Here is a 25,814-nt window from a genome sequence, read left to right as displayed (position 1 = left end):
CTTTCCCATGCTCAGCGTGAAACAGGCTGGATCACCTCTGGCTCTGACAATGTGCATATCAATGGCCGGCCTGCGGCCAGAGCGCATGTCGATCAAGCGGTGTGCACTGACCATTCCGGGGCGCGCCAAACCGTGGCTCAGGGCAGTCGCACGGTTTACATCAACGGGCAACCTGCGGCGAGGGTTGGGGATCGGACGATATGTGATGGGAGGATCAGTGCGGGGTCATCAAACGTATTTATCGGCGGGGATACCGAGACCACGGATGAGATCGAACCGGAAGTGCCTGGGTGGCTTGAGGCCACGGCATTGGGGGTGGGGATTGCCAGTGCGATAGCGTTGGTGGGGCCGGAAATGGCGCTCTGGGGGATGTTTGGAGGCGTGATTGGCGGTGAGGCAGGGTATCGGTTTGGTGGAAATCGTTACGGTGATGGGTCAGACCAACAGAAGTTGATAGCCTTTGGTAGTGCAGTCGTCGTAGGCGGAATGAATGCAAGGCACAGAATTCAACCTAATGGCGGTTTAGGTTCAAACTTTGGTAATTTAAAAATCTACAGGCGATCACCTGCGTCGGTTGCGACAGGTTCTCAAGATGTTCAACAGTCATCGGCACTGGTGAACTATGGTCGCAATGCAAAATATTTCAGCAAGGAGCCAATGAGGTGGAGTGCCAGCCGGCAGGCGGGTACAAAATTTAATTATGAGGTCTACCAGAGAAACGACATAAATTGGCATCAGCCACGTACCGGAGGTGATAAACGCTTCATTGGAAAGAGTAATCTAGATGCTGCCACGAGAGGTTTGCCTCCACAGCTGCCTGATGGTAGTTTTGCTACGCTTCACCACCTGGGACAGAAAGCACCAGGGCCTTTGGTTGAGGGTAGTACCCGCTATCATGGGGTGGGGAAGCCCGGGCAAGATATATTGCACAGTCAATTTGGTCGGAGCAAGCCTCACCCCTGGCTTCAGCCCGATCGAAAAAAATTTGACGTGGATTCTCGTGAATACTGGCAATGGCGTGCAACTGAAATAGAGGTGTCACTGTGGTGAGTGTTAGAGAATTAATGGAAAGGTATATATCTCTGTATGGTGAGGAACCCTGTGCTGAAGGGGTTTTGGCAGGGATTGAGGCGGCTTTAAACATAACATTGCCCCAAGGTTTTAAGCAGATCTCAAAATTTTACAGTGGCGGAATGCTAGGAGGTATCAGTCATTATTCCATCGCTGATAGCTCAGATGATTACAGCATTTTGAATGAAACATTAAAGCTAAGGCATGCAATTGAGTTGAGTAACGAATATGTCGTCATTGCAGAACCGCCAGGAAGTATTATTTATATGAATGTTGTGCGTAAACCTGAGGTGATCTGGTGTGATGCTGTGGAAGCACGCTCCGTCAATACCGGCTTTTTTAGTGGAGCGGTGGATACCTGGGAAACATATGAAGAATTCTTCGACTATCTTCTTGAGCGAGAGGTGCAGGAGAGACTATGAAACCTGTTGAGGCAGATGGTTATGGCTTGATGGAGTTGGCGAACGATACGGCCTAGCGCTGGACAGTGCCGGCAACCTGACTGGCACCGATCTACCCGACGGCAATCACTTGGCCTTCAAGTACGATGAGTTCTGCCGGCTGATCGAGGAAACCGACCCGCTGGGCCTACAGATCCGCTACCAGCACCACCTGGCCACGCCACTGGTCACTGAAACCCGCTTCCCGGACGGCAGCGTCTGGCATTCGCACTAAATACGGTGGTGGCATTTAACGCGGCTCTTCTCTGGTCGCAAAAACTAAGCACTTCAACCTCCATAAAGCCTAGAATTCCACCTTCCCCCGCCCCGCCTTGACATTACTGCGCCTGGCTTTCCCTTCAAGCCGGCGGGTCTTCGAGCCGAGGGTCGGCTTGGTAGGCCGGCGTTTCTTCTCGACCTTGCCGGCAGTGATGATCAACTCGGCAAGACGCGCCAATGCGTCAGCGCGATTCTGCTCCTGGGTACGGTACTGTTGGGCCTTGATGATCAACACGCCGTCGCCGGTGATGCGGCTGTCACGCAGCGCCAGCAGTCGCTCCTTGTAGAACTCGGGCAGCGACGAGGCGCGAATGTCGAAGCGCAGGTGCACGGCGCTGGACACCTTGTTGACATTCTGCCCACCTGCGCCCTGCGCGCGAATGTAGCTCAGTTCGATTTCGGCATCTGGCAGATGCACGTTATTGGAGATGGACAGCATGGCATGGCCCTTGTGATTGGCGTCCATTATCTCAGCCTTCGCCGCTCGCCTACAGAACAAATCACGTCTGATCCACCCGCTCCAGCGCAAACACCCTGTCCGCCACTGGCGAATCGGATTGAACAGCCAACGCACCTGCACGCCCTAACAGGAGGTAACCATCCGTTCAGGAGACAGGCCATGATCGACCCCAACCACCCTGACCCTTATGTCGACGACGTGCCGCACAATCCGGGCGAGCCCGTACCCAAGCCATCAGAACCGGAACCACAACAGGAGGCTCCAGACTGGCCTGAGGGGCAGGTTCCGCCAGAAGAGCAGTCGGACGGTTGATTGCAGTGACGACACAAGTCTTGCAGCAGAAAGGCGATGCCCAGGAGCATCTGTACAGCACCGACATCCCCGCCCGCCTCGACCGTCTGCCGTGGACGCGTTTTCACACCTTGCTGGTGCTGGCCCTGGGCATCACCTGGTTGCTCGACGGCCTTGAGGTCACCCTGGCGGGCTCGGTGGCCGGCGCGCTCAAAGACAGCCCTGCGCTGCACCTGAGCAGCACCGACATCGGCCTGGCAGGCGCCAGCTACATCGCAGGTGCGGTCCTCGGTGCGTTGTTGTTCGGCTGGCTGACCGACCGCCTGGGCCGGCGCAGGCTGTTCTTTATCACCCTGTTCCTCTACATCGGCGCCACGGCGGCAACTGCGTTCTCCTGGAGCTTGTGCAGCTTCCTGCTGTTCCGTTTCCTCACCGGCGCTGGCATCGGCGGCGAGTACACGGCGATCAACTCAACCATCCAGGAGTTCACCCCGGCGCGCTGCTCGGCCTGCTGATCCTGTTCATGCGCCTGTGGATCCCGGAAAGCCCGCGCTGGCTGATGATCCACAACCAGCCGGAGCACGCCGAGCGCATCGTCGCCGACATCGAACGCCATTACCATGCGCGCGGCATCGCGATCCCACCGCTGCAGGCCCCTCCCCTGCGCCTGCGCGCACGCGACCATACGCCATTGCGCGAAGTGTTCCACAGCCTGTTCGTCGCGCATCGGCGCCGCGCACTGGTAGGCCTGACCTTGCTCACCGCGCAGGCATTCTTCTACAACGCGATCTTCTTTACCTATGCGCTGGTGCTGACCGATTTCTACGGGGTGCCGGCGGCCAAGGTGGGCTGGTACATCCTGCCCTTCGCCCTGGGCAACTTCTGCGGCCCGCTGCTACTGGGCAGGCTGTTTGACGTGGTCGGCCGGCGCATCATGATCAGTTCGAGCTACCTGGTCTCGGGCGTGTTGCTGGCCGTCAGCGGCTACCTGTTCCAGCAGCAGCTGATCGACGTGACCCAGCAGACCATCGCCTGGATGGTGATCTTCTTTTTCGCCTCAGCGGCAGCCAGTTCGGCCTACCTCACGGTGGCGGAGACCTTCCCGCTGGAGATCCGCGCCCTGGCCATTGCCGTTTTCTATGCCTTCGGCACCGGTCTGGGTGGCCTGATCGGACCCACCTTGTTCGGTGCGCTGATCGAAAGCGGCGAGCGCATGAACGTGCTGTACGGCTACCTGATTGGCGCGGCGCTGATGATCATCGCCGGCCTGACCCAGGCAATCTGGGGCGTGGCGGCCGAGCGGCGCTCGCTGGAACACGTGGCCAGACCGCTGTCGCAGATCGACGAATTGCCAGGCGGCTCGGGCAGGCGTTGAAACACCCGCCGCAGGCAAACCTGCGGCGAAGCACTCGATCAACGCTCCAGCGAAGATGCCATCTCCAGGCTCATGCCACGGGTTTCCGGGGCCAGCCACACCGACACCACCAACCCTGCCAGGGACACCAGTGCTGCAACCAGCATGGTGTTGCCGATGCCCAGGTGCAGCAGCGAAACCGGCACCAGCCAGGTACCCGCCGCAGACCCGATGCGCGACATGGACGAGCCCATGCCGACAGCGAAGGCGCGGATTTCAGTGGGGAACAGCTCGTTCGGGTACACCAGCTCCAGCACCTGGGCACCACCGATGAACAGTGCATAGGCCCCGAACATCAGCAGGACCAGGGCTTCGGAGCTGTTGGAGAACAGGCCCAGGCCCAGCAAGGCCAGGGTCGACCAGAGGAAGCTGTGGATGATCAGCGGGCGGCGCCCCAGAGTGTCGATCAGGCGCGTCGCGATGATGCAACCGACCACGAACAGCAGCGTGATCAGCACCGAGCCGTACGACGCCCAGTCACCCTTCAGGTTCAGTGCCTGCAACACCACCGGCGCAAAGGAGTACACGGCAAACATCGGCACCACCGCCGAACTCCAGAACACCGCGACGAACAGCATGCGTTTGCCATACCCCGAGCGCATCAGGTCGCCCAGCGATACCTTGTTCTCTTCCGCCTGCTCCGGCATGTTGGCCAGCGAATAGGACGGCCCGTAGACCTTCTTGATGATGCGCTCTGCCTCCTCGTGGCGCCCCTTGCTGACCAGCCAGCGCGGCGACTCGGGCGTGCGCAGGCGGATGATGAACAGCAGTGCGCCGAGCACGGCGGAGCTGGCCAGCACCAGGCGCCAGGCCTCATCGCCACCGCGCGCGAGGATGAAATTGCCGACCATGTACGACAGCGCGGCGCCGGCGAACCAGAGGATGGTCAACCCGGCCAGGCGCTGGCCACGGTGTTTCTGCGGCAGGAACTCGGTCAGCAAGGAACCTGCGACCGGGTACTCCAGGCCAACGCCCACCCCGACCAGGAAACGCAGGATGAACAGCGCGATGCCGGACTCGACCCACAACGAGCCGAGCGAGCCGACCATGAACAGGATCGGGCCGACGAAGAACAGCCGACGGCGCCCGACCTTGTCGGTCAGCCAGCCACCGAGGAAACCGCTGCAGAAGGTGCCGAGCATGGCCGAGGCAGCGACCATGCCCTGCCAGAACGAATCCAGCTTCAGATAATCGGAAAACTGCACGATCACCACGCCGATGATGCTGAGGATATAGCCGTCGAGAATCCAGCCACCGCCCGCGCGCACGGTCATCAATTGGTGGAAGTTGTTCAATGGCGCATCTTCGATGGACAACGTTGTATTACTCACCGCGACAGCTCTCCTGTTGTATTAATTATTTTGAGTCACTGCAGACAATCAGCCAGCCGCGCGCCAGCCGCCCGCGGGTTTGCGGGCAGCCTGTAGTCGAGGCAGTTTTCACTGGGCGCTTACGCGGCCCTGACGACTGAATTAGACATGTCTACTGTATGTCTACAATTTGTCGGCGCAGGATAGACGATAGATTTGGAGAGGGTCAACGGTATGGGAAATATAATTATTTACGGCGCGAACAGGCATGAAACAGGCGTGCGCGGAAGTTATGAAGTTGTCAGTTTGAAGTGTTCGCCTTGGTATTTTCAGCGCCTGTGAGACCGAGCGCCGCCAGCGCGGCGCATCGCAGGCTAATCGGATCGTCGCACCGCCGCGCCTAAATCTGTTCCGGGCCTATCACTCCTGCCCCCCCACCAGGGCCCGCCTTGGTGAATCAACTCACTCATCCCCCGCCCGCAGTTCCTTGAGCTTCATGTTGGCTTTCGCACCGATAGTCAGGAACGGTTGTGGCGGCAACTGCTTGGGTTTGTCGAAACCGCTGAAGATCTCCACCAGTTCGCTGCGCACGCCCAGTGCCTGGTCAGCCGCTGCAATGCCCGCAGCACTGGACTTGGACGCCCCCAGCCCATTGCAGCCACAGGCCGCGAACACCCCGCGATCCACCTCGCCAAACGCCGGCACGCTGTTCCAGGTCAGCGCCATCGGTCCACCCCAGCGGTACTCCATGCGCAGCCCCTTGAGGCTCGGGAAGCGGGTGAGGAACTTGCCGTCGTGCACCCGCCCGGCACTGTCCACCTGGCTGTCGCCAATGGTCAGGCTCGGGTTGTAGCTGTAGCGCCAGCGCACCAGGATGCGGTCACTGTCGCCGTCGCTGATGCGACGCACCGTGGTGCCCATCGGCAAGGCCGGGGTCGCCGCCCAGGTACGCTGGCCCGGCAGACGCTTGGGGTCGAAACGTTCGGTCAGCGAGGCATAGGTGAACACGTGCAGCAGCTGGCCCTTGAAGAAGCCGAAGCTCTGGGCGTGGCCGTTGTTGGCCAGGATAATCTTGCCCGCCGTGACCACACCCTTCGGTGTCTTGATCACCCAGGCGCCACCCACCTGCTTGAACGACAAGGCCGGTGTCTGCTCGTACACCCGCACCGCACCTGCCAACGCATCGGCAAAACGCCGCACATACGCCGCCGGCTGGATCATCACCGTGCCGGGCATGAACAGGCCCGAGGTGTAGGCCGGGCTGCCGGTCACCGCGCCGATCTGGCGGGTGTCGAGCAGTTCGTAGGGTTCGCCCAGCGCGTCCAGCTGCCTGGCGTAAGACAGGATGTGCTCATCTCCTTGCGTACCACGGGCGACACTGAAGCGGCCGCAGGGGTCGAACACCGCCTTGCCCCAACCCTGTGCTTCGGCCAGTTCGCGGCCCATGTCGATGGCCGTGCGGTACAGCTTGATGTCGCGCCTGGCGCGATCGAGCGAACCGCCGCCCAGGCCTTCGGCAGAGACCTCGTGGGGCAGGTCGATGATGAACCCTGAATTGCGCCCCGAGGCGCCCTCGCCGACGGTGCCGGCTTCGAGCAGCACCACCTTCAGAGTCGGGTCCCGGCGCGTCAGCTGGCGGGCTGCCGACAAGCCGGCAAAGCCGCCACCGATGATCGCCACATCGGCAGTGACGGCACTGTCCAGTACGGCATTGGCCACACGCGGCGGCAACATCTCGGTCCAACCGGAGCAGCCATGGTGGCTGGGCATTTTCGAGGCAACGTACATGCTCGCAACCTGCCCAGTCAGGAAGCCGAAGCTTCGTGGTCGATCAGCGGCGCCAGTGCTTCACGCAGCGCTGCCAGCTTTTCCTCGGCCAGGCGCCGCAGCGGACGGCGTGGGTTACCGGCGTCAAAGCCCATGATCTGCGCACCGGCATACACCGACTGCACGTAGTCGCCCTGCCAGATCAGCGACATTACCGGGGCCAGGTGCTTCCAGAGCTGCTGCACCTCGGCCCACTTGCCCTCGCTGGCGGCATTGGCCAAGGCCACGCAGGTCTTCGGCGCCAGGTTCGCACCGCCCCAGATCAACCCTGCAGCACCTGCAAACAGCGCGTAGGGCACCAGCGGGTCGGCGCCGTTCATGGTTGGCAGACCGGTGCGCGACAAGGCAGCCTGGGCCGCCAAGTCACCGCTGCTGTCCTTGACCGAAACGAAGTTGGGGATCTCGCTCAGCTGTCTGAACAGCGCGGGCGTGACTTCGACCCCCACCGCCTGTGGCACGTTGTAGCCAATGATCGGCAAGCCGACCTGGGCCACCGTCGAGTAGAAATCGATGATCCCCTGGTCATCGGTCGGGCCTTCGAAGAACGGCGGCAGCACCATCACACCATCGGCGTTGCAGTCCTTGGCGTGGCGGGTGCGCTCGACCACCTCTTCGACCAGCAGCGCAGAGGTCTGGGCAATCACCCGCGCACGGCCATTGATGACCTTGGCGCCGAAGGCCACCAGTTCCTTGGATTCATCCTTGCTCAGGTACACATGCATGCCAGTTCCGGAGCTGAGCACCAGGCCATGCACACCGGCGGCGATGTAGCGCTCGATCAGGCTTTCGAAACGGGCAAAATCGATTTTGCCCTGCGCATCGAACGGGGTGGTGATGGCCAGGTTCACACCGGAAAACGCGAATGCAGACATGCGGTAACTCCTTATTGTTTTCGGCTGGACGGTCCAGCCACGGCATCGAGCGGTCTATTGCTCCATGCGAAAAGCCTAAGGTTTCACCCGCAGCGGTTACAGCGACATTTGCGCAGTCAATTGCCTGATTTTCGGTTATGCCAGTGCACCTTGAAGGGGCTCATGCCTGCCGGCGAGCCGCCAGTTCGACCCACACCGGCGCATGGTCACTGGCCTTGGCTTCATTGCGCACCCAAGCGTCGACACCCGCCCGCTTCAGGTAAGGGGCAAGGTCCGGGTTGAGCAACAGGTGGTCGATGCGCAACCCAGCATTGCGCGCCCAGTGATTGCGGAAGTAATCCCAGAAGGTGTACACGCGCACGTCGGGGTACAGGTGGCGAATGGCATCGACCCAGCCTTGGTCAAGCAGCTGCTGGTAGCACGCTCGCGACTCCGGTTGCAGCAGCGCGTCCTTCAGCCATGAGCGTGGGTCGTAGATGTCCATGTCGGTGGGCACCACGTTGAAATCGCCTGCCAACAGCGTCGGGTGACCGCTGCCATACAGTGCCTTGGCATGCTCGATGAGGCACTGGAACCAGCGCAGCTTGTAATCGAATTTCGGCCCGGGCTGCGGGTTGCCGTTCGGCAGGTACAGGCACGCCACCAGCACCCCATGCGCAGCGGCCTCCAGATAGCGGCTCTGGCTGTCGTCCTCCATGCCGGGCAAGCCGCGACGTACCTCCAACGGCTCGCTGCCACGCACCAGGATCGCCACGCCGTTCCACGACGGCTGCCCCTGGTACAGGCAGCCATAGCCAGCCGCCTCCAGGTCCTGGCGCGGGAACTGCGCGTCGGGCGCCTTGAGTTCCTGCAGGCAGGCGATGTCCGGTTGCTCCCGTTCCAGCCAGGCCAACAGCGCCGGCAGGCGGCTGCGGATACCGTTGATGTTGAAGGTGGCGATCTTCAGCGCTTTCATGCGTCGGGGTCGCTGACGTGAGCCTGCACGGCGTCTTCCAGGGCACCGACATGGGCCTCGTCAGCCAGCGCCTTCAGCGCCAGCCAGTCGTCCCAGTCGATCGCACCATCGTCGCGCAAGGCCTCGGCGGTGCGCACCAATTCATGGTGGTAGGCGTCCGGCGACTCGCGGCGGTAGCTGGTGTCATCAAACTGGGCGTACCACGCCTCAATCTCGGGGATGCTGCGTTCGATGCTCATGGGTGACACTCCTCGCTGTGCCCTTTGCATGTATGAGCCCTGGCCCTTGGCAACGTTCAACCGAGCGTGGGTTGCACGTGCAGGCCCGCAGAAATCCAGCGGGTTTTTATCCACTAATAATTTGCCCGGGGTTTGTTAAAGCGTCTCGTCCGATTAGCCGAAAGTATTTGCAGTGCGTTGCAACCTTCGCCAGTCACACGTGAACACAGAACGTTCTGTGTCTGACTTGAGGTAAGCAATCATGGCTAACAATCAAGACAACGATAGAAACCAGGGCGGCAGCAACCAGGCCGGTGCCGGTGATGCTGGCCGCAAAGGCGGCCAAGGCGATATGTCGGGTTCGCAGAAAGGCGGCCAGCAGTCCGGGCAAAAACCTGAAGACAAGATGAACAAGGATTGGGAAAAGTCCAGGGACACCGGCCACCAGGGTGGGCAGGCTGGCGGCAAGCAAACGCCTGCTGACAGCGGACGCATGGGTGGGCAATCCACCCAGGGTGGCACCCAGCATAAAGACAAGGATCGTTGATACTGCCCGGCTTGCACCGGGGTGGCGCAGCTGCCCCGGTGCCTCAGGTTTCTGCGGCGCACCAGCCCGAAAGCCCTCCGCAAGCGTCTTCATCACTCGCGACGCGCAAGCCATTGCGGCAGGCACACGCGTAGTCCGCTTCAGCCCGCGTAGGAAAGTTCAGCGTCAGCCTGAGCTTGTCGTGCGTGTCATAGAGGTCGTAGCCCTTGCCCAATGCCTTGGGAAAGCCGGCACACCTCGGTAGGTATTCTTTTTCCAACGGAAGCGCGGGAACCACAACGAAGCGCGTCTGCATGACCATCCCTCTTCTCGGCAGCTCTTTAGTATTAGTCGCATTATGTGAAAGCTTCAAGGCAGCTCATGCTTGAATTTCGCCCCAGTTTGGCGCCCCCTGCGCCCCAAAACCAAACACCCTGCCTGCCGCTGCACCCGCCCTGCCCCCTGCCCTGATCGGCCGCAACCCTGTCTGCAACGGCCACAGAACGGGAATCTGACCACTTGGCCATGTTTTTGCTTTGCAAGCTGCTCACACCCACCACTCCCGAGCAGTCCCATGTCCGATACCCCTACGCACCTGCGCCTGGAGCTGCGTGCAATTACCAAGCGTTACCCGGGCACGCTGGCCAACGACCGCGTCGACCTGCGCATCGCCGCCGGTGAAATCCATGCCCTGCTCGGCGAGAACGGCGCGGGCAAGAGCACCCTGATGAAGATCATCTACGGCGTCACCCGGCCGGACGCCGGCCAGTTGCTGTGGCAAGGCCGGCAGGTGCAAGTGGCTGACCCAGCCCAGGCCCGCAGCCTGGGGATCGGCATGGTGTTCCAGCACTTTTCGCTGTTCGAGACCCTGACCGTGGCGCAGAACATCGCCCTGGCACTGGGCCGCGAGGCGGGCTCGCCCAAGCAGCTGGCGCCGCGCATCCGCGAGGTGTCGCAGCGCTATGGCATGGCACTGGAGCCCGAGCGCCTGGTGCACAGCCTGTCGATCGGCGAGCGCCAGCGGGTGGAGATCGTGCGCTGCCTGATGCAGGACATCAAACTGCTGATCCTCGACGAACCGACCTCGGTGCTGACGCCCCAGGAAGTCGAGCAACTGTTCATCACCCTGCGCACACTGGCCGCTGAAGGCTGCAGCATCCTGTTCATCAGCCACAAGCTCAACGAAGTGCGTGCCCTCTGCCACAGCGCCACGGTATTGCGTGCAGGCCGGGTTTCCGGGGCTTGCGTGCCGGCCGACTGCAGCGACCTGCAGCTGGCGCGGCTGATGGTCGGCGATGCCGAAGGGCTCGAAGCCAGCTACCCGAAGCGCGCCGGCGGCCTGCCACGGCTGCGGGTGGACGACCTCAGCTGGCGCAACCAGGACCCGTTCGGCACCTCCTTCGAGCACCTGCGCCTGGAGGTGCGCAGCGGCGAAATCGTCGGCATTGCCGGGGTGGCCGGCAACGGCCAGGACGAACTGCTGGCCCTGCTCAGTGGCGAAACGCGCCTGCCCGCCAGCGAGCGCGAACGCATCAGCCTCGACAACCAGCCCATGGCCAATCTGCACCCGGATGCCCGCCGCGCCCTGGGCCTGGCATTCGTCCCGGCCGAACGCCTGGGCCACGGTGCCGTGCCGGACATGAGCCTGGCCGACAATGCCCTGCTCACCGCCTTCCAGCAGGGCCTGGTCGAACGTGGCCTGATCCGCTCGGGCAAGGTGCAGGCGCTGGCCGAGCAGATCATCCAGCGCTTCGCGGTGAAGACGCCGGATGCCCAGGCCACGGCGCGCAGCCTGTCTGGTGGCAACCTGCAGAAGTTCATCCTCGGCCGGGAAATCCTGCAGGGCCCCAGGCTGCTGGTCGCCGCCCACCCGACCTGGGGCGTCGACGTCGGTGCCGCCGCAGCGATCCACCGCGCGCTGATCGCCCTGCGCGATGCCGGCGCGGCAATCCTGGTGATTTCCGAAGACCTCGATGAGCTGTTGCAGATCAGCGACCGCATCGGCGCCCTGTGCAGCGGGCGCCTGTCGCCGCTCAAGGCCACCGCCGACACCCACAGCGTGGAGGTCGGCAGCTGGATGGCCGGCCAGTTCGATACCGCGCACGCCGCCACCTGACGAGAACCCGCCATGCTGCTATCCCTCGAACCCCGTACCCAGCAGTCGCGCGCCATGCTGGTGCTGTCGCCGCTGCTCGCCGGCCTGCTGACCCTGGTCAGCGGGGCGATCCTGTTCAGCGCCCTGGGGCATGACCCGCTGCTGACCTTGCACACCTTGCTGATCGAACCGGTCAGCGACCTCTACGGCCTCAGCGAGCTACTGCTCAAGGCCCTGCCGATCCTGCTCTGCGCCCTGGGCCTGGCGGTGGCGTACCAGGCACGCATCTGGAACATCGGCGCCGAAGGCCAGTTGCTGATCGGCGCCTTGGCCGGCAGTGCCGTGGCAATCCACCTGCTCGACTGGGAAAGCCGCTGGGCGCTGCTCTGGGTGCTGCTGGCCGGCACCCTCGCCGGTGCACTGTGGGGCGCATTGGCGGCGTGGCTGCGTACGCACTTCAATGCCAACGAGATCCTCACCACCATCATGCTCAACTACATCGCCCTGAACCTGCTGCTGTACTTCGTGCACGGCCCGCTCAAGGACCCCGAAGGCTTCAGCTTCCCGCAGTCGGCGATGTTTGGCGATGCCAGCCGCCTGCCGCTGCTGTTCGAGGATGGCCGCCTGCACGTCGGCCTGTACTTCGTGCTACTGGCGCTGGTGGCGGCGTGGGTGCTGCTGCACAAGAGCTTCCTGGGCTTCCAGATCAAGGTGCTCGGCCTCGACCAACGCGCCGCCGGTTTTGTCGGTTTTCGCGAAAAGCGCCTGGTGTGGCTGGCGTTGCTGATCAGCGGCGGCCTGGCGGGCCTGGCCGGGGTCAGTGAAGTCAGCGGGCCGATCGGCCAGCTGGTGCCGCAGGTGTCGCCGGGCTACGGCTATGCGGCGATCACCGTGGCCTTCCTCGGCCGGCTCAACCCGCTCGGCATTCTGGTTGCCGGCCTGCTCATGGCCCTGCTCTACCTGGGCGGCGAGAACGCGCAGATGAGCCTGAACCTGCCACAGGCGCTGACCGGGCTGTTCCAGGGAATGATGCTGTTCTACCTGCTCGCCTGCGACGTGCTGATCCTCTACCGGCCGCGGCTCACGCTGAGTTGGCGGCGGCGCTCGGCGCTGGCCGAAGCGGCCAGTGCCTGACCTCTCCTGAACCTTTCAAGTGCCTGCCGCCTTGGGCGCGCAGGCTGAGGCTTCGACTATGGATCTCGATCTGCTTGGCAACATCCTCTACGCCATGGTGCGTTGCGGTACCCCGCTGCTGCTGGTAGCCCTGGGCGAACTGGTGTGCGAGAAGAGTGGCGTACTCAACCTCGGCCAGGAAGGCATGATGCTGTTCGGCGCGGTGGTGGGCTTCATCGCCGCCTACGCCACCGGCAACCTGTGGCTCGGCGTGCTGATGGCGTGCCTGGCCGGCATGCTGCTGGCCTCGCTGTTTGCCGTGGTCGCCCTGGGCTGCCAGGCCAATCAGGTGGCGACCGGCCTGGCCCTGACCATCTTTGGCGTCGGCCTGTCGGCGTTCGTCGGCAGCGCCTGGGTCGGCAAGCCGCTGGGCGGCTTCGAACCGCTGGCGATCCCGCTGCTGGCCGAGCTGCCGATCATCGGCCACATGCTGTTCAACCAGGATGTGCTGGTCTACCTGTCCTTCGCCCTCTTTGCCCTGGTCGCCTGGGTGCTGCTGAAAAGCCGCACCGGCCTGATCCTCCAGGCCGTCGGCGAAAACCCCGACGCCGCCAGCGCCATGGGCCTGCCGGTGCTGCGCGTGCGCACCCTGGCGGTGCTGTTCGGCGGCGCCATGGCCGGCCTTGCCGGCGCCTATCTGTCACTGGCCTACACCCCGATGTGGGCAGAAAACATGACCGCCGGCCGCGGCTGGATCGCCCTGGCGCTGGTGGTGTTCGCCAGCTGGCGGGTGCAGCGCGTACTGCTCGGTGCCTACCTGTTCGGCCTGGCCAGCATCCTGCACCTGGTGGCCCAGGGCATCGGCGTGAGCTTCCCGGCCAACTTGCTGGCGATGCTGCCCTATGTGGCGACGATCCTGGTGCTGGTGGTGCTCTCACGCGATGCGATCAAGACCCGGCTGTATGCACCGGTTTCGCTTGGCCAGCCCTGGAAAGCGGGACGCTGACGTCCCGCCGCGAACAAGAAAACAACACAAGACCCACAGGAGTGAACCTTCGATGCATCAGAAGAAAAGCAACAAGCTGCTGCGCACCCTGGCCGCCGCGATCGGCCTGAGCACGGTATTGTCGGCCTCCGCCGCCGACCCGCTGAAAGTCGGCTTCGTCTACATCGGCCCGATCGGCGACCACGGCTGGACCTACCAGCACGAGCAAGGCCGCCAGGCGCTGATCAAGCAGTTTGGCGACAAGGTCGATACCAGCTTCGTCGAGAATGTGCCGGAAGGCGCCGACGCCGAGCGGGTCATCCGCAACATGGCCAAGGGTGGCTACGACTTGGTGTTCGCCACTTCGTTCGGCTACATGAACCCTACCGCCAAGGTCGCCAGGCAGTTCCCCAAGGTCACCTTCGAGCACGCCACCGGCTACAAGCAGGACAAGAACCTCGGCACCTACCTGGCAACCTCCTATGAAGGCCGCTACGTCGGCGGTTACCTCGCCGCGAAGATGACCAAGAGCAAGAAGATTGGCTATGTCGCTTCCTTCCCGATCCCGGAGGTGCTGCGTGACATCAACGCCATCCAGCTGGCGCTGGACAAGTACAACCCCGGCACCGAGATCAAGGTGGTGTGGGTCAACTCCTGGTTCGACCCGGGCAAGGAAGCCGATGCGGCCAACGCCCTGATCGACCAGGGCGTCGACGTGCTGTTCCAGCACACCGACAGCCCGGCGCCGATCCAGACCGCCGAGCGCCGTGGCATCTACGCAGTGGGCTACGCCTCGGACATGGCCCACTTCGGGCCCAAGGCGGTGCTGACCTCGATCGTCAACAACTGGGGCCCGCATTACATCAAGAGCACCCAGGCGGTCATGGACGGCAACTGGAAGCCGCAGGACTACTGGGGTGGCCTGGCCGACGGCACTGTCCAGCTGCCGATCAGCGACCTGGTACCGGCTGACGTGAAAAGCGGCGCCGAGCAGATCATCGCCAGCATCAAGGACGGCTCGTTCCACCCGTTCACCGGGCCGATTCTCGACCAGAGCGGTGCGCTGAAGATTGCTGAGGGCGCCGTGGCCAGCAATGCCGAACTGGCAGGCATGAACTACTACGTCAAGGGCATCACTGCACAACTGCCCAAGTAACCTCTATTGGCTGAACGCGGTCCCTGTGGGAGCGGCCTTGTGTCGCGAAAGGGCCGCTTCGCGGCCCCAGAGAATCAGCACAAATGCACAGATTGCTGGGGCTGCTTCGCAGCCCTTTCGCGACACAAGGCCGCTCCCACAAGAGCCGTCTGCAACCCACTTTTCCGGAGCCCTGATGAACACACTGCCCATCATCGACATCGCCCCGCTGTACCAGCACGACCCCGCCGCCCGCCAGGCGGTGGCCCGGCAGATCGACGCCGCCTGCCGGCAATGGGGCTTCTACTACATCAAGGGGCACCCGATCCCGGCGGCACGCATCGCTGAACTGAAAGCCGCCGCCGAAGACTTCTTCGCCCGCCCGGCCGAGGAAAAGCTGCGCATCGATATCACCCGCAGCGCCCACCACCGTGGCTACGGTGCCATCGCCACCGAGCAGCTCGACCCGAGCCGGCCGAGTGACCTCAAGGAAACCTTCGACATGGGTTTGCACATGAGCGCCGACCACCCTGATGTGCTGGCAGGCAAACCCCTGCGCGGCCCCAACCGCCACCCTGCCATTGCCGGCTGGGAAGCGCTGCTGCAACAGCACTACCAGGACATGCACGCGCTGTCCCTGACCCTGCTGCGGGCCATGGCCGAGGCATTGGGCATCGAAGAGGACTTTTTCGACCAGCGCTTCGCCGACCCCATCAGCGTGTTCCGCATGATCCACTACCCGCCCCGCCAGGCCGCCAGCAGCGCCGACCAGCAAGGCGCTGGCGCGCACACCGACTACGGCTGCGTGACCTTGCTGTACCAGGATGCTGCCGGCGGCTTGCAGGTGCAGAACGTGAACGGCGAATGGATCGACGCGCCGCCCATCGAAGGCACCTATGTGGTCAACATCGGCGACATGATGGCGCGCTGGAGCAACGACCGCTACACGTCCACACCGCACCGGGTGATCAGCCCGCTGGGTGTGGACCGCTACTCGATGCCGTTCTTTGCCGAACCGCACCCGGACACCGAGATCAGCTGCCTGCCCAACTGCTCCAGCGCGGAAAACCCGGCCAGGTACCCGGCGGTGTCGTGCAGCGCCTACATGCTGTCACGCTTTGCCGAGACCTATGCCTATCGCCGCGAAGCGGTGGTGTGAGAACAAGGGGCCGTTGCGCCTCACTGCAACGGCAACTTACATCTCGACTTGGGTGCCCAATTCGATCACCCGGTTCAGCGGCAACTGGAAGTACTTGAGGTTGCTGTTGGCGTTCTTCAGCAGGAAGGCGAACAGGTGCTCACGCCAGCGCGCCATGCCCTTCTGCTTGCCGGCGATGACCGTCTCGCGGCTGAGGAAGTAGGTGGTACGCATCGGGCCGAACTCCAGGTCCGCGCAAGGGCAACGGCTCAAGGCCAGTGGCACGTTGGGCTCTTCCATGAAGCCGAAGTGCAGGCTCACCCGGTAGAAGCCGTCGCCGAAGGCCTCGACTTCAAAGCGTTTGCTGGCACTGACCCGCGGCTCGTCTTCGAACACCACGGTCAGCAGCACCACCTGCTCATGCAGCACCTGGTTGTGCAGCAGGTTGTGCAGCAGCGCGTGGGGCACGGTTTCAGGCCGCGCAGACAAGAACACAGCCGTGCCATTCACCCGGTACGGCTGTTGCGCCTGCAGGCTGGCGATGAACAGTTCCAGCGGCAACGCGCTTTCGTCCAGCCGTTCGACGATGATCGTGCGCCCGCGCTTCCAGGTGGTCATCAGCACGAACAGCGCCACCCCGGCAATCACCGGAAAGGCACCGCCCTGGAAGATCTTCGGCGCGTTGGCGGCAAAGTACAGGCTGTCCACCAGCAGCAACGCCAGCAGCATCGGCAGCGCCAGCCAGCGCGGTGCCTTCCACAACAACAGCACCACCGCCGAAGCCAGCAGCGTGGTGATCAGCATGGTGCCGGTTACCGCCACGCCGTAGGCCGCCGCCAGTGCCCCGGACGACTCGAAGCCGATGACCAGCAGCACCACGCCGACCATCAGCGCCCAGTTGACCATGCCGACGTAGATCTGCCCCTGCTCTTCGCTGGAGGTGTGCTGGATGAACATGCGCGGCACATAGCCCAGCTGGATGGCCTGGCGCGTCAGCGAGAATGCACCGGAAATCACCGCCTGGGAGGCAATGATGGTCGCCAGCGTGGCCAGCGCGACCATGGGCAGCAGGGCCCAGTCCGGCGCCAGCAGGTAGAACGGGTTGCGTACCGCTTCCGGGTTGCCGAGGATCAACGCACCCTGGCCGAAGTAGTTCAGCACCAGCCCTGGCAGCACCAGCAGGAACCAGGCGCGGGCAATCGGCTTGCGGCCAAAATGGCCCATGTCGGCGTACAGCGCTTCGGCGCCGGTCAGTGCCAGCACCACGGCGCCGAGAATGGCCACGCCCATGCCGGGGTGGTAGATGAAGAACTTCACCGCCCAGGCCGGGTTGAGCGCCTGCAGCACCTCCGGGCGCTGCACGATGCCATGCACGCCCAGCGCACCGATCACCACGAACCACAGCACCATGATCGGCCCGAACAGAATGCCGATGCGCGCGGTGCCATGCTTCTGGATCAGGAACAGCGCCACCAGCAGCAGCACCGCGAGCGGCACGACCCAATGCTCGATGCCGTCGAAGGCCAGTTGCAGCCCCTCCACCGCCGACAACACCGAGACCGCCGGGGTGATCATGCTGTCGCCGTAGAACAGCGCCGCGCCGAACAACCCCAGCAGAACCAGTACCCTGCTCAGGCGCTTGTAGGGCGCCGCCGCGCGGTGCGCCAGCGCGGTCAGGGCCATGATGCCGCCCTCGCCCTGGTTGTCGGCGCGCAGGATGAACAGCACGTACTTGAGCGACACCACCCACAGCAATGACCAGAACACCAGCGACAGCACGCCAAGCACCCCGGCGGTGTTGGCCTGCACGCCGTAGTGCCCGGCGAAGACTTCTTTGAGGGTGTACAGCGGGCTGGTGCCGATGTCGCCATAGACCACGCCGACGGCGGCGACGAGCATGCCGATGGCAGCGGGCTTGCTGGAATGAGGTGGGTTTGCTGCGACGGCGGACTGGCTCACGAAAGGGGTTCTCTGGAGTGGCGTTTGGAAATGCATGCCATCCATGAGCATCGCGCGGTCAGTATCCTTGCAGGCCGACGGTTCAGTCGTAAAAAGAGCGTAAAAAATCAGGGGCATGGGGTTTTGGGGGTGTTCGCCTCACAGGCGCTGCAAAACGCTCGACAGGCACTTGGTGGCCCCAGTGCTGTATGGTTATTGCTACCGAGTACCCCCGGAGACCCTCATGTTCCGTGCCTTTGAACGCTGGCTCGACCCCTTCCCACCCGACGAGGTGCCACCACCCCCGGTCGGCCTGCTGCGCTTCCTGTGGGCCTGCACCCGCGGCGCGCGTGGCTATATCCTGGCGCTGGCGCTGTTCAGTGCCGGCGTATCGATCTACGAGGCCTGGCTGTTTTCCTTCCTCGGCCAAGTGGTAGACCTGCTCTCCAACTGGCAGGCCGGCGGTGGCGTCAGCCCGGAAGAAAGCCGCGTGCTGTGGGGCGTCGGCCTGCTGCTGATCGCCAGCATCGTGCTGGTGGCCCTGCGCACGCTGATGCAGCACCAGGTGCTGGCGATCAACCTGCCGCTGCGCCTGCGCTGGGACTTCCACCGGCTGATGCTGCGCCAGAGCCTGTCGTTCTTCTCCGACGAGTTTTCCGGCCGGGTCACCACCAAGGTGATGCAGACCGCGTTGGCGGTGCGGGAAGTGCTGTTCACGGTGATCGAGATCGTCCCGGGCATCGGTGTGTACTTCATCGCCATCATCGCCCTGGCCGGTGGCTTCGCCGCCAAGCTGATGCTGCCATTCATTGCCTGGCTGCTGCTGTTCGGCCTGGCCATGCTGTATTTCGTGCCGCGCCTGGGCAAAGTCGGCCAGGAACAGGCCCATGCGCGTTCGTCGATGACCGGGCGGGTGTCCGACGCCTACACCAACATCACCACCGTGAAGCTGTTTTCCCACTCCAAGCGCGAGGCGCACTTCGCCCGGGCGGCAATGGAAGACTTCAAGCAGACCGGCTTTCGCCAGATGCGCCTGGTCAGCCAGTTCGAGATCGTCAACCAGACGCTGGTGGTCGGGCTGATCTTCGGTGCCGGCGGCTACGCCCTGTGGCTGTGGCACCAGGGCCAGGTCGGCACCGGTGCGGTGGCCGCGATCACGGCCATGGCCCTGCGCATCAACGGCATGTCGCACTGGATCATGTGGCAGATGACCTCGCTGTTCGAGAACATCGGCACCGTGCAGGATGGCATGGCCACCCTCACCCGCGGGCCCAAGGTGCAGGACGTGCCGAATGCCGGCGCGCTGGAAACCCGTGGCGGCGCGGTGACCTTCGACAACGTGCGCTTCAACTACAACGGCGAACGCCAGGTGCTCGATGGCCTGAGCCTGGACATCCGCGCTGGCGAAAAGGTCGGCCTGGTGGGCCGCTCCGGCGCGGGCAAGTCGACCCTGATCAACCTGCTGCTGCGCTTCTATGACGTGGACAGTGGCGAGATCCGCATCGACGGGCAGAACATCGCCCGCGTCACCCAGGACAGCCTGCGCAGCGCCATCGGCATGGTCACCCAGGACACCTCGCTGCTGCACCGCTCGATCCGCGACAACATCGCCTACGGCCGCCCCGAGGCGAGCGAAGCGCAAATCCAGCGTGCCGCCGCCAACGCCCAGGCCGACGGTTTTATCCGCCAGCTCAGCGACCGCGACGGCCACAGCGGTTACGACACCCTGGTCGGCGAGCGCGGCATCAAGCTCTCCGGCGGCCAGCGGCAACGCATCGCCATCGCCCGGGTGATGCTGAAGAACGCCCCGATCCTGCTGCTGGACGAAGCCACCAGTGCCCTGGACTCGGAAGTCGAAGTCGCCATCCAGGAAAGCCTCGACGAGATGATGCAGGGCAAGACCGTGATCGCCATCGCCCACCGACTGTCCACCATCGCCGCCATGGACCGGCTGATCGTCATGGATGAAGGGCGCATCGTCGAGCAAGGTACCCACAGTGAGTTGCTGGCGAAGAACGGTACCTATGCGCGGCTGTGGCAACACCAGAGCGGTGGGTTTCTGGGGGAGGATCAGGGGGTGGCCGAGGCGCTGGAGTAGTCAATGGCTCTCAAGGGAACTGTCTTGCTCCGTATCTGAAAGCGGGTGCAATCCTTGTGGGAGCCGCACCAGCTTTAAGCAACTGAGCAAAAAAGTTGCTTGTGTCACGATCCCTGGCGGATCAACTCAAAGCGTATCTGTATCACCCCTGGATACGCTGTGATACAAACCGGCGCGGCGCTCTGGCCGGCGCGTCCCATCGATCACGTTGATGAATACTATCGAGCGGCTCGCCTGCCAGGTTGGCGAAACCGGCCTTTATAATCGCCTTCAATTTTCCCTCCCCCTTCGCCTGCAACAGGCGACCTCACCTTGGAATCAGGAACATGCCAAGCGTCAGTCAGGCCTCTCACGGCCGTCCCGAACATGATCAACAAAGCGTCAGGCAGCAGTGGCTGGCGATTCTCTCGGTCGCCGTAGGCGCCTTCGCCCTGGTCACCAGCGAGTTTCTGCCGGTGGGCGTGCTCAACGATGTGGCCAGCGACCTGGGCATCAGCGCCGGCCACGCCGGGTTGATGGTGACCCTGCCCGGCATCATGGCGGCCCTCGCCGCGCCGCTGCTGTCGGTGGGCATTGGCGCCCTGGACCGGCGCTACCTGCTGATCGGCCTGACGCTGATCATGATCATCGCCAACGCGGTGGTGGCCTATGCCAGCGACTTCAGCCTGCTGCTGTTCGGTCGTGTCCTGCTGGGCATCAGCATCGGTGGTTTCTGGGCCACCGCCATTGCCCTCAGCGGCCGCCTGGCGCCCAAGGGCGTGAGTGTGGCGCGAGCAACCTCGATCATCATGGCCGGGGTGACCCTGGCGACCGTACTGGGCGTGCCCGTAGGCACCTGGCTGAGCGGCCTGATGGGCTGGCGCATGACCTTCCTGGCCACCGCACTGGTCGGCGTGCCGGTGCTGCTGGCGCAGCTGTTCTTGCTGCCGCGACTCAACCCGGACAAGGCCATTCGCGTCAGTGACCTGCCGGCGCTGTTCATCAACCCGCAAGCCCGGGTTGGCTTGATTGCCGTGCTGCTGATTGGCCTGGCGCACTTTGCCGCGTACACCTACGTCGCGCCATTCTTCAAGCAAAGCTCCGGCTTCGATGGCTCGACCATCGGCTCCCTGCTGCTGCTCTACGGCGTGGCCGGGGTGATCGGCAACCTGTTCGCCGGCTACGCTGCCAACCAGAGCGTGCGCCACACGCTGATGCTGGTGGCGGTGATGATTGGCGTCAGCACCGCGCTGTTCCCCTACTTCGCCACCGGCCTGACCGGCGCGGCGATGCTGATTGCACTCTGGGGCTTCGCCTTCGGCGCGTTCCCGGCCTGCTCCAGCATCTGGATGTTTGTCGTGGCACCCAAGGATGTCGAGCGCGGCATGCCGCTGTTCGTGGCCATGTTCCAGGTGATCATCGCCCTGGGTTCGTTCTTCGGTGGGCGCATCGTCGACCAGATGGGCAGCTCGGTGCTGTTGAGCCTGGCCACGGCGCTGGTGGGCTGCGGCTTTGTCACGGTGCTGGTGCTGGGGCGTAATGTCAGTAACAGCCTGGCGGCACAGGCTGGCTGAGGGAGATGATTGTTCGCGGCGGGGCCCAGGCTCCGCGTAGCCGGTGCCATCCTTCATGGTGTCGGCTTCGCGGGCAAGCGCCTTTTGGTGTTATAAACAGGGCGCTGCACAGTGCCTCACCTCGCCAGCCTTCGCACGGCTGACCTACGCAAATGGGAGACAGAAATGAAGCTCTTTTATTCGCCAGGTGCCTGTTCACTCTCGCCGCATATCGTGCTCAACGAACTGGGCCTGCCCTATACTGCCGAAAAAGTCGACCTCAAGTCCCACACGACAGCCAACGGCACGGATTTCTACACGATCAACAGCAAGGGCTATGTTCCCGCTCTGCAACTGGACAACGGCCACGTCCTCACCGAGGGCCCGGCCATCGTCCAATACCTCGCCGACCAGAAACCCCAGGCCAATCTGCTGCCCCCTGCAGGCTCGCTGGAGCGCGCGCGGGTACAGGAATGGCTGAATTTCATTGGCACCGAGGTGCACAAGACCCTCGCCGCCTTGTTCAACCCAGGCATCAGCGCAGAAGCCAAGAGCAAGACCATCGAGACCTTCGGCAAACGCCTGGGCTTCGTGGACAAGGCCTTGCAAGGCAACGACTTCCTGACCGGCAAGCACTTCAGCGTGGCCGATGCCTACCTGTTTACCATCGTCAACTGGGCGCCCATGCTGGGCATTGACCTTTCACCCTGGCCGACCGTGGCGGCCTTCCAGAAACGCGTCGCCAGCCGCCCGGCCGTGCAGAAAACCCTGCAAGCCGAAGGCCTGATCTGACCCTCGCTGGGCTCAAGCCCCTGCCCCTCGCGGGCTTGAGCCCACTGCACAGCTTCAAGTCAGCACACCATTTATGGGGCAACCTGCCCCCGCTGCTGGGCACTGGCCTAGGGTATTGGCGCCCATTTATCTTGCACACATCAAGCTGCACAAGGACTTGCCCAACAAACTGCATGTGAAAAAAATGTTGGCATAGCCGTTGCTCCTCGCCTGCTTAACCAGGCAAAGCGCTTTCAGTGGCCCTCAGCCACTTAGCTTCGAGCGAGGCACCAGGCTATGCAGATACCTGCCGTGATCTACCCCAATACCCAAGTATTCAGATTGTCTGCCCTGACCGCGCTGATGCTCAGCCTTTCAGCCGAGGCCTCCTCGCTGGATGATCTCAGCCAGCCGCCGCCGACGGCCCCGTCGTACTACAGCGACCAGCCGATCGACCCCGGTCCGGCGCTGCTCAACCTGTTCAACCTGCCTGAGGCCAACGAGGGCGCGCTGGAACTGCAAGAAGGGGTTTACGGTGATCGCGCCAGCACCCGCGTCGACAACGTGCTGCCGCCTGCCCTGCAGACATCACGCAATTACCCAACCAACGGCAAGCCGAGCCCGTTGTTCGGTGCGCAGCCGTTCACAATACCCAGCATGAAGACTCGTCGATGCTGCTGCGCTGGGACCTCGAGCATCCGGGGCAATTCCAAGTCATGCCGACACCGTTGCCCGGCTGGGATGGCGTGGAATACATGGCGTCGGTGGGGCTGCCAACCTTCCGCACCGCCAGCAAGGACAGCAGTACCGACCCGGCCAACAAGCCACCGGTGGCCAGCGGCAACAGCATCAGCGTGACCGCAGCCACCACCAGCGGCCCGCTGGACCTGGGTGCAGCGACGCTCACGGCGGCAACCAGCGGCGCCCGCTGGCGGTTGCCGGTGACCACCACCGGCAGCGGCCCGGCGACACCGGCGACGATCACCGTGAAGTCGGCACTGGGGCAAAGCATGAGTGCTCCCATCACCGTTAAATAGAGGCTGGGTAAAAAGGGGCCGCATTGCGGCCCCTGTCTCCAGATTTGTCGCCAATGTTCGTGAACCAGTATCCAGACGCGCAGTCATACCCGGGCCCTTTGTTCGGCACTCCCGCCGTCATCCCTCCAGAGCTATTCGCCCATGCGCCAAGCTGCCCGCTGCTCGTCGTTCGTCTCGCTGTGCCTCGTCCATTTCTTCCCACTGTTCATCAGCCCCGCCCATGCCAGCGGGGAACGCCAACTGGTGGCGGCGATCAACGACTACCGCGCCCAGCCACAGCGCTGTGAAGGGCGGCGGGTGTTGGTCTCGACGCCGCTGGCGTTGAAGTCGAACCTGGCATTGCCGGTCGGCTACGGCGGCGCTTTGCGCGAAAGCTTGAAGGACGCAGGCTATCAAGCGGTAAGAGTGCGCAGCATCCGTGTAATCGGCGCACAAGATGCCGAAGAGGCCTTCGACAGACTACGGAGCAGCTATTGCGCTGCCCTGCTCGATAACCAGTTTGCCGATATCGGTGTCAGTCGCGCCCGGAACGAGTGGCAAGTGGTGCTGGCGCGTCCCGTGCTCGACGCCCAGCTCGGCGATCAGCGCTCCGCGAACACAACGTTGCTGGCACAAGTCAACGCCGCACGGGCCAAGCCTCGCCTATGTGGTCGCCAGCGCTTCGCGGCGGCACGCCCGCTCAGCTGGAACACCGCCCTGGGCACGGCGGCGCAGCGCCACAGTCGGGCGATGGCCAACGGCAATTACTTCGCGCACCGTGACTCCAATGGTGATTTGCCCGCAGACCGGGCGTGGGATGCCGGCTACCGGGGGCGTCAGATCGGCGAGAATATTGCTGCGGGCCAGGGTTCACCGAGCCAGGCGATGGCCGGCTGGCTGGCCAGCCCCGGGCATTGCGCCAACCTGATGAACCCGATGTTCACCCAGGTTGGCGCGGCCTATTTCGCGAATGCGCGCAGTGATGAGGGGGTGTATTGGACGATGCTGTTTGGCGCGCCCTGAAAGGGCCGTCAGCCCAAGCGCCGATCAGTCGTCGTCGCGCCAGTCGCGGTGGTGGTTGCGCCAGCCATAGTGATGGCCGCGGTCATGGTGGTGACGGCGCCAGCCCCGATCATCGTCATCATCGTCGTAGTCGCGACCACCACCACGATGACCACTTTCATCGTCATACTCGCGGCCCATGTGGTTGCCCAAGGCACCGCCCACGCCGCCACCGGCTGCCGCACCGATCAGGCTGCCCGTGGTACCGCCCATCTTGCGACCTACCACGTTGCCGCCAGCGGCGCCCAATGCACCGCCAATGGCGGCTTCGCCACGGCTGTGCTTGTTGGCGCCCACCGCACTGCCGGCCGCGCCACCCACGCCTGCGCCGATTGCCGAGCCGGTGCTGCCGCCGATCGACTGGCCGACCACCGAGCCCAATACCCCGCCCAATGCGCCGCCTATGCCAGCTTCAGTATTGCCGCCTGCCGATGCAACGCCGCTCAGCAGGCCAAGTGACAACAACAGAATCGAGGAGTACTTCATGCATGAAAGCCTCAAAGGAATGCCGGGGCGATCCTGAGGCTCTGCAGGGGGGGTTACAACGGAAATCCGACGAGTAACACGGCTTGCAAAAATTCTCTAAGTTACTGTTTTTCAGGTGAAACTTTGCGAGTTTTTGACGGTCCTTGGCTACTTGGCATTCAGCAGTTCAAGCCCGACCAGCGCCTGGCGTAGTTGCTGCGCATCGACAAAGCGCACGGTTTGCATTCCCTGCGCTTTCGCCGCATCGACATTCTTCTGCACATCGTCGATGAACAGCGTGCGCGACGGGTCCAGCGCATACCGGCGAAGCAGCAACTGGAAAATCTCCGGTTCGGGCTTCATCAGGTTTTCCCTGCCCGACACCAGCACCCCTTCGAATTTCTCGAGGAATGCGAAGCGCTGCTCGGCATAGGGGAAGGTCTCCGCCGACCAGTTGGTCAAGGCAATCAGCCGTACGCCGGCACCGTGCAGTTCCTCCAGCACCTGGACCGTACCCTCAATGGCGCCGGCCAGCATTTCCTCCCAACGTTCGCGATACGCCCTGATATGCGCCTCGTGTGCCGGATGCTCGGCAATGGTCTCTTCGATCGCCGCCGCCCATGACCGGCCACGGTCCTGGCGCTCGTTCCAGGCTGCGTTGCAGACGTTGGCCAGAAACGCCTCCATCGCTGCTTCGTCTTCCACGAAGATCTTGCGAAACAGATACCGTGGGTTCCAGTCGACCAGCACGCCGCCCAGGTCGAACACCACCGCCTCGATAGCGTGGACAGGTTCATGCATGG

General features: G+C 63.3%; 23 protein-coding genes and 3 pseudogenes. 16 read left to right on the top strand and 10 right to left on the bottom strand.

Annotated features, from left to right (window positions below; all coding sequences use genetic code 11):
• The 3 genes and pseudogenes from N430_RS18635 to N430_RS18625 form a co-directional block, all read left to right on the top strand.
• Window positions 1–1,050: PAAR domain-containing protein (locus N430_RS18635; protein WP_178083397.1), on the top strand; the 1,050-nt coding region annotated here is incomplete at its 5' end.
• Window positions 1,047–1,493, top strand: coding sequence for an SMI1/KNR4 family protein (locus tag N430_RS18630; RefSeq protein WP_133248860.1), 447 nt, complete (start codon window positions 1,047–1,049; stop codon window positions 1,491–1,493). The genes N430_RS18635 and N430_RS18630, both read left to right, overlap by 4 nt.
• Before the next feature lie 37 nt (window positions 1,494–1,530).
• A pseudogene (locus tag N430_RS18625) lies at window positions 1,531–1,740 on the top strand (RHS repeat domain-containing protein); the annotation flags it as partial.
• A 75-nt stretch (window positions 1,741–1,815) separates the two neighbouring features.
• Here the strand turns inward: N430_RS18625 and arfB are convergent.
• Window positions 1,816–2,229, bottom strand: coding sequence for an alternative ribosome rescue aminoacyl-tRNA hydrolase ArfB (gene arfB, locus N430_RS18620; protein ID WP_110638269.1), 414 nt, complete (start codon window positions 2,227–2,229; stop codon window positions 1,816–1,818).
• Between the two features lie 180 nt (window positions 2,230–2,409).
• Here arfB and N430_RS29480 point away from each other — a divergent pair, with 180 nt between their 5' ends.
• Window positions 2,410–2,562 carry a hypothetical protein gene (locus N430_RS29480; RefSeq protein WP_158288800.1) on the top strand — a complete coding sequence of 51 codons (153 nt, stop codon included), beginning with the start codon at window positions 2,410–2,412 and terminating at the stop codon, window positions 2,560–2,562.
• 5 nt (window positions 2,563–2,567) lie between these two features.
• A pseudogene (locus N430_RS18615) lies at window positions 2,568–3,916 on the top strand (MFS transporter).
• A gap of 38 nt (window positions 3,917–3,954) precedes the next feature.
• Here N430_RS18615 and N430_RS18610 read toward each other — a convergent pair.
• From N430_RS18610 to N430_RS18590, 5 genes are all read right to left on the bottom strand, one after another.
• Window positions 3,955–5,286 (bottom strand): MFS transporter, encoded by a 1,332-nt coding sequence (locus N430_RS18610; RefSeq protein WP_110638259.1) that lies wholly within the window; start codon window positions 5,284–5,286, stop codon window positions 3,955–3,957.
• 441 nt (window positions 5,287–5,727) lie between these two features.
• Window positions 5,728–7,053: an FAD-binding oxidoreductase gene (locus N430_RS18605; RefSeq protein ID WP_110638258.1), complete on the bottom strand. Its 1,326-nt coding sequence runs from the start codon at window positions 7,051–7,053 to the stop codon at window positions 5,728–5,730.
• Between the two features lie 17 nt (window positions 7,054–7,070).
• On the bottom strand, window positions 7,071–7,964 hold the full coding sequence (locus tag N430_RS18600) for a dihydrodipicolinate synthase family protein (RefSeq protein ID WP_110638257.1): 894 nt from the start codon (window positions 7,962–7,964) through the stop codon (window positions 7,071–7,073).
• Window positions 7,965–8,124: 160 nt separating this feature from the next.
• Entirely contained in the window at window positions 8,125–8,919 is a 795-nt protein-coding gene (gene xth, locus N430_RS18595) for an exodeoxyribonuclease III (protein WP_110638256.1), read from the bottom strand.
• Entirely contained in the window at window positions 8,916–9,158 is a 243-nt protein-coding gene (locus N430_RS18590; RefSeq protein ID WP_110638255.1) for a hypothetical protein, read from the bottom strand. The genes xth and N430_RS18590 overlap by 4 nt, the downstream gene beginning before the upstream one ends.
• Window positions 9,159–9,399: 241 nt before the next feature.
• Here N430_RS18590 and N430_RS18585 point away from each other — a divergent pair, with 241 nt between their 5' ends.
• Entirely contained in the window at window positions 9,400–9,684 is a 285-nt protein-coding gene (locus N430_RS18585; RefSeq protein ID WP_110638254.1) for a hypothetical protein, read from the top strand.
• A gap of 43 nt (window positions 9,685–9,727) precedes the next feature.
• Here N430_RS18585 and N430_RS18580 read toward each other — a convergent pair whose 3' ends face one another.
• On the bottom strand, window positions 9,728–9,985 hold the full coding sequence (locus N430_RS18580) for a hypothetical protein (protein WP_256592149.1): 258 nt from the start codon (window positions 9,983–9,985) through the stop codon (window positions 9,728–9,730).
• A 252-nt stretch (window positions 9,986–10,237) separates the two neighbouring features.
• Here N430_RS18580 and N430_RS18575 point away from each other — a divergent pair, with 252 nt between their 5' ends.
• The 5 genes from N430_RS18575 (at window position 10,238) to N430_RS18550 (ending at window position 16,150) form a co-directional block, all read left to right on the top strand.
• Window positions 10,238–11,779 (top strand): ABC transporter ATP-binding protein, encoded by a 1,542-nt coding sequence (locus N430_RS18575; RefSeq protein ID WP_110638253.1) that lies wholly within the window; start codon window positions 10,238–10,240, stop codon window positions 11,777–11,779.
• A gap of 12 nt (window positions 11,780–11,791) precedes the next feature.
• Window positions 11,792–12,892: an ABC transporter permease gene (locus N430_RS18570; protein ID WP_110638252.1), complete on the top strand. Its 1,101-nt coding sequence runs from the start codon at window positions 11,792–11,794 to the stop codon at window positions 12,890–12,892.
• A gap of 58 nt (window positions 12,893–12,950) precedes the next feature.
• Window positions 12,951–13,877 (top strand): ABC transporter permease, encoded by a 927-nt coding sequence (locus N430_RS18565; RefSeq protein ID WP_110638251.1) that lies wholly within the window; start codon window positions 12,951–12,953, stop codon window positions 13,875–13,877.
• Between the two features lie 52 nt (window positions 13,878–13,929).
• Window positions 13,930–15,012, top strand: coding sequence for a BMP family ABC transporter substrate-binding protein (locus N430_RS18560; RefSeq protein ID WP_110638250.1), 1,083 nt, complete (start codon window positions 13,930–13,932; stop codon window positions 15,010–15,012).
• Window positions 15,013–15,187: 175 nt separating this feature from the next.
• A complete protein-coding gene (locus N430_RS18550) occupies window positions 15,188–16,150 on the top strand; it encodes a 2-oxoglutarate and iron-dependent oxygenase domain-containing protein (RefSeq protein WP_110638248.1) in 963 nt (320 codons plus the stop codon).
• A 36-nt stretch (window positions 16,151–16,186) separates the two neighbouring features.
• On the opposite strand, the gene N430_RS18545 is transcribed toward N430_RS18550, so the two are convergent.
• Window positions 16,187–18,028, bottom strand: coding sequence for a potassium transporter Kup (locus tag N430_RS18545; protein WP_110638267.1), 1,842 nt, complete (start codon window positions 18,026–18,028; stop codon window positions 16,187–16,189).
• A 283-nt stretch (window positions 18,029–18,311) separates the two neighbouring features.
• On the opposite strand from N430_RS18545, the gene N430_RS18540 reads away from it, so the two are divergent.
• The 5 genes and pseudogenes from N430_RS18540 to N430_RS18515 all read left to right on the top strand — a co-directional run bounded on the left by N430_RS18540 (window position 18,312) and on the right by N430_RS18515 (window position 24,507).
• Window positions 18,312–20,165, top strand: coding sequence for an ABC transporter ATP-binding protein (locus N430_RS18540; protein ID WP_110638247.1), 1,854 nt, complete (start codon window positions 18,312–18,314; stop codon window positions 20,163–20,165).
• Window positions 20,166–20,491: 326 nt separating this feature from the next.
• Window positions 20,492–21,718, top strand: a complete 1,227-nt coding sequence (locus tag N430_RS18535) for an MFS transporter (protein ID WP_110638246.1) — start codon at window positions 20,492–20,494, stop codon at window positions 21,716–21,718.
• A gap of 165 nt (window positions 21,719–21,883) precedes the next feature.
• Complete coding sequence (gene gstA, locus N430_RS18530) at window positions 21,884–22,489, top strand: glutathione transferase GstA (protein WP_110638245.1); 606 nt, start codon at window positions 21,884–21,886, stop codon at window positions 22,487–22,489.
• Window positions 22,490–23,112: 623 nt separating this feature from the next.
• Window positions 23,113–23,505 (top strand): annotated as a pseudogene (locus N430_RS18520) (copper oxidase); the annotation flags it as partial.
• 141 nt (window positions 23,506–23,646) lie between these two features.
• Entirely contained in the window at window positions 23,647–24,507 is an 861-nt protein-coding gene (locus tag N430_RS18515) for a CAP domain-containing protein (protein WP_110638244.1), read from the top strand.
• Window positions 24,508–24,531: 24 nt separating this feature from the next.
• On the opposite strand, the gene N430_RS18510 is transcribed toward N430_RS18515, so the two are convergent.
• The gene (locus tag N430_RS18510) at window positions 24,532–25,032 is read right to left on the bottom strand and encodes a glycine zipper domain-containing protein (protein ID WP_110638243.1); all 501 of its coding nucleotides are present in this window, start codon (window positions 25,030–25,032) and stop codon (window positions 24,532–24,534) included.
• Window positions 25,033–25,179: 147 nt separating this feature from the next.
• Window positions 25,180–25,812, bottom strand: coding sequence for an HAD family phosphatase (locus N430_RS18505; RefSeq protein ID WP_178083396.1), 633 nt, complete (start codon window positions 25,810–25,812; stop codon window positions 25,180–25,182).
• Window positions 25,813–25,814: the final 2 nt, after the last annotated feature.

It is taken from the genome of Pseudomonas sp. CC120222-01a, from assembly GCF_003097235.1.
Classification (GTDB): Bacteria; Pseudomonadota; Gammaproteobacteria; order Pseudomonadales; family Pseudomonadaceae; genus Aquipseudomonas.
Note: the sequence above shows the minus strand (reverse complement) of the source record. Positions and strands in the feature narration are given on the sequence as shown.

Excerpts from the sequence above, each read along its gene's own strand:
- arfB (WP_110638269.1), bottom strand. The coding sequence starts at position 2,229 with ATGCTGTCCATCTCCAATAACGTGCATCTGCCAGATGCCGAAATCGAA.
- N430_RS29480 (WP_158288800.1), top strand. The coding sequence starts at position 2,410 with ATGATCGACCCCAACCACCCTGACCCTTATGTCGACGACGTGCCGCAC.
- N430_RS18605 (WP_110638258.1), bottom strand. The coding sequence starts at position 7,053 with ATGTACGTTGCCTCGAAAATGCCCAGCCACCATGGCTGCTCCGGTTGG.
- N430_RS18600 (WP_110638257.1), bottom strand. The coding sequence starts at position 7,964 with ATGTCTGCATTCGCGTTTTCCGGTGTGAACCTGGCCATCACCACCCCG.
- xth (WP_110638256.1), bottom strand. The coding sequence starts at position 8,919 with ATGAAAGCGCTGAAGATCGCCACCTTCAACATCAACGGTATCCGCAGC.
- N430_RS18590 (WP_110638255.1), bottom strand. The coding sequence starts at position 9,158 with ATGAGCATCGAACGCAGCATCCCCGAGATTGAGGCGTGGTACGCCCAG.
- N430_RS18585 (WP_110638254.1), top strand. The coding sequence starts at position 9,400 with ATGGCTAACAATCAAGACAACGATAGAAACCAGGGCGGCAGCAACCAG.
- N430_RS18580 (WP_256592149.1), bottom strand. The coding sequence starts at position 9,985 with ATGGTCATGCAGACGCGCTTCGTTGTGGTTCCCGCGCTTCCGTTGGAA.
- N430_RS18575 (WP_110638253.1), top strand. The coding sequence starts at position 10,238 with ATGTCCGATACCCCTACGCACCTGCGCCTGGAGCTGCGTGCAATTACC.
- N430_RS18570 (WP_110638252.1), top strand. The coding sequence starts at position 11,792 with ATGCTGCTATCCCTCGAACCCCGTACCCAGCAGTCGCGCGCCATGCTG.
- N430_RS18565 (WP_110638251.1), top strand. The coding sequence starts at position 12,951 with ATGGATCTCGATCTGCTTGGCAACATCCTCTACGCCATGGTGCGTTGC.
- N430_RS18560 (WP_110638250.1), top strand. The coding sequence starts at position 13,930 with ATGCATCAGAAGAAAAGCAACAAGCTGCTGCGCACCCTGGCCGCCGCG.
- N430_RS18550 (WP_110638248.1), top strand. The coding sequence starts at position 15,188 with ATGAACACACTGCCCATCATCGACATCGCCCCGCTGTACCAGCACGAC.
- N430_RS18545 (WP_110638267.1), bottom strand. The coding sequence starts at position 18,028 with ATGCTCGTCGCCGCCGTCGGCGTGGTCTATGGCGACATCGGCACCAGC.
- N430_RS18540 (WP_110638247.1), top strand. The coding sequence starts at position 18,312 with ATGTTCCGTGCCTTTGAACGCTGGCTCGACCCCTTCCCACCCGACGAG.
- N430_RS18535 (WP_110638246.1), top strand. The coding sequence starts at position 20,492 with ATGCCAAGCGTCAGTCAGGCCTCTCACGGCCGTCCCGAACATGATCAA.
- gstA (WP_110638245.1), top strand. The coding sequence starts at position 21,884 with ATGAAGCTCTTTTATTCGCCAGGTGCCTGTTCACTCTCGCCGCATATC.
- N430_RS18515 (WP_110638244.1), top strand. The coding sequence starts at position 23,647 with ATGCGCCAAGCTGCCCGCTGCTCGTCGTTCGTCTCGCTGTGCCTCGTC.
- N430_RS18510 (WP_110638243.1), bottom strand. The coding sequence starts at position 25,032 with ATGAAGTACTCCTCGATTCTGTTGTTGTCACTTGGCCTGCTGAGCGGC.
- N430_RS18505 (WP_178083396.1), bottom strand. The coding sequence starts at position 25,812 with ATGCATGAACCTGTCCACGCTATCGAGGCGGTGGTGTTCGACCTGGGC.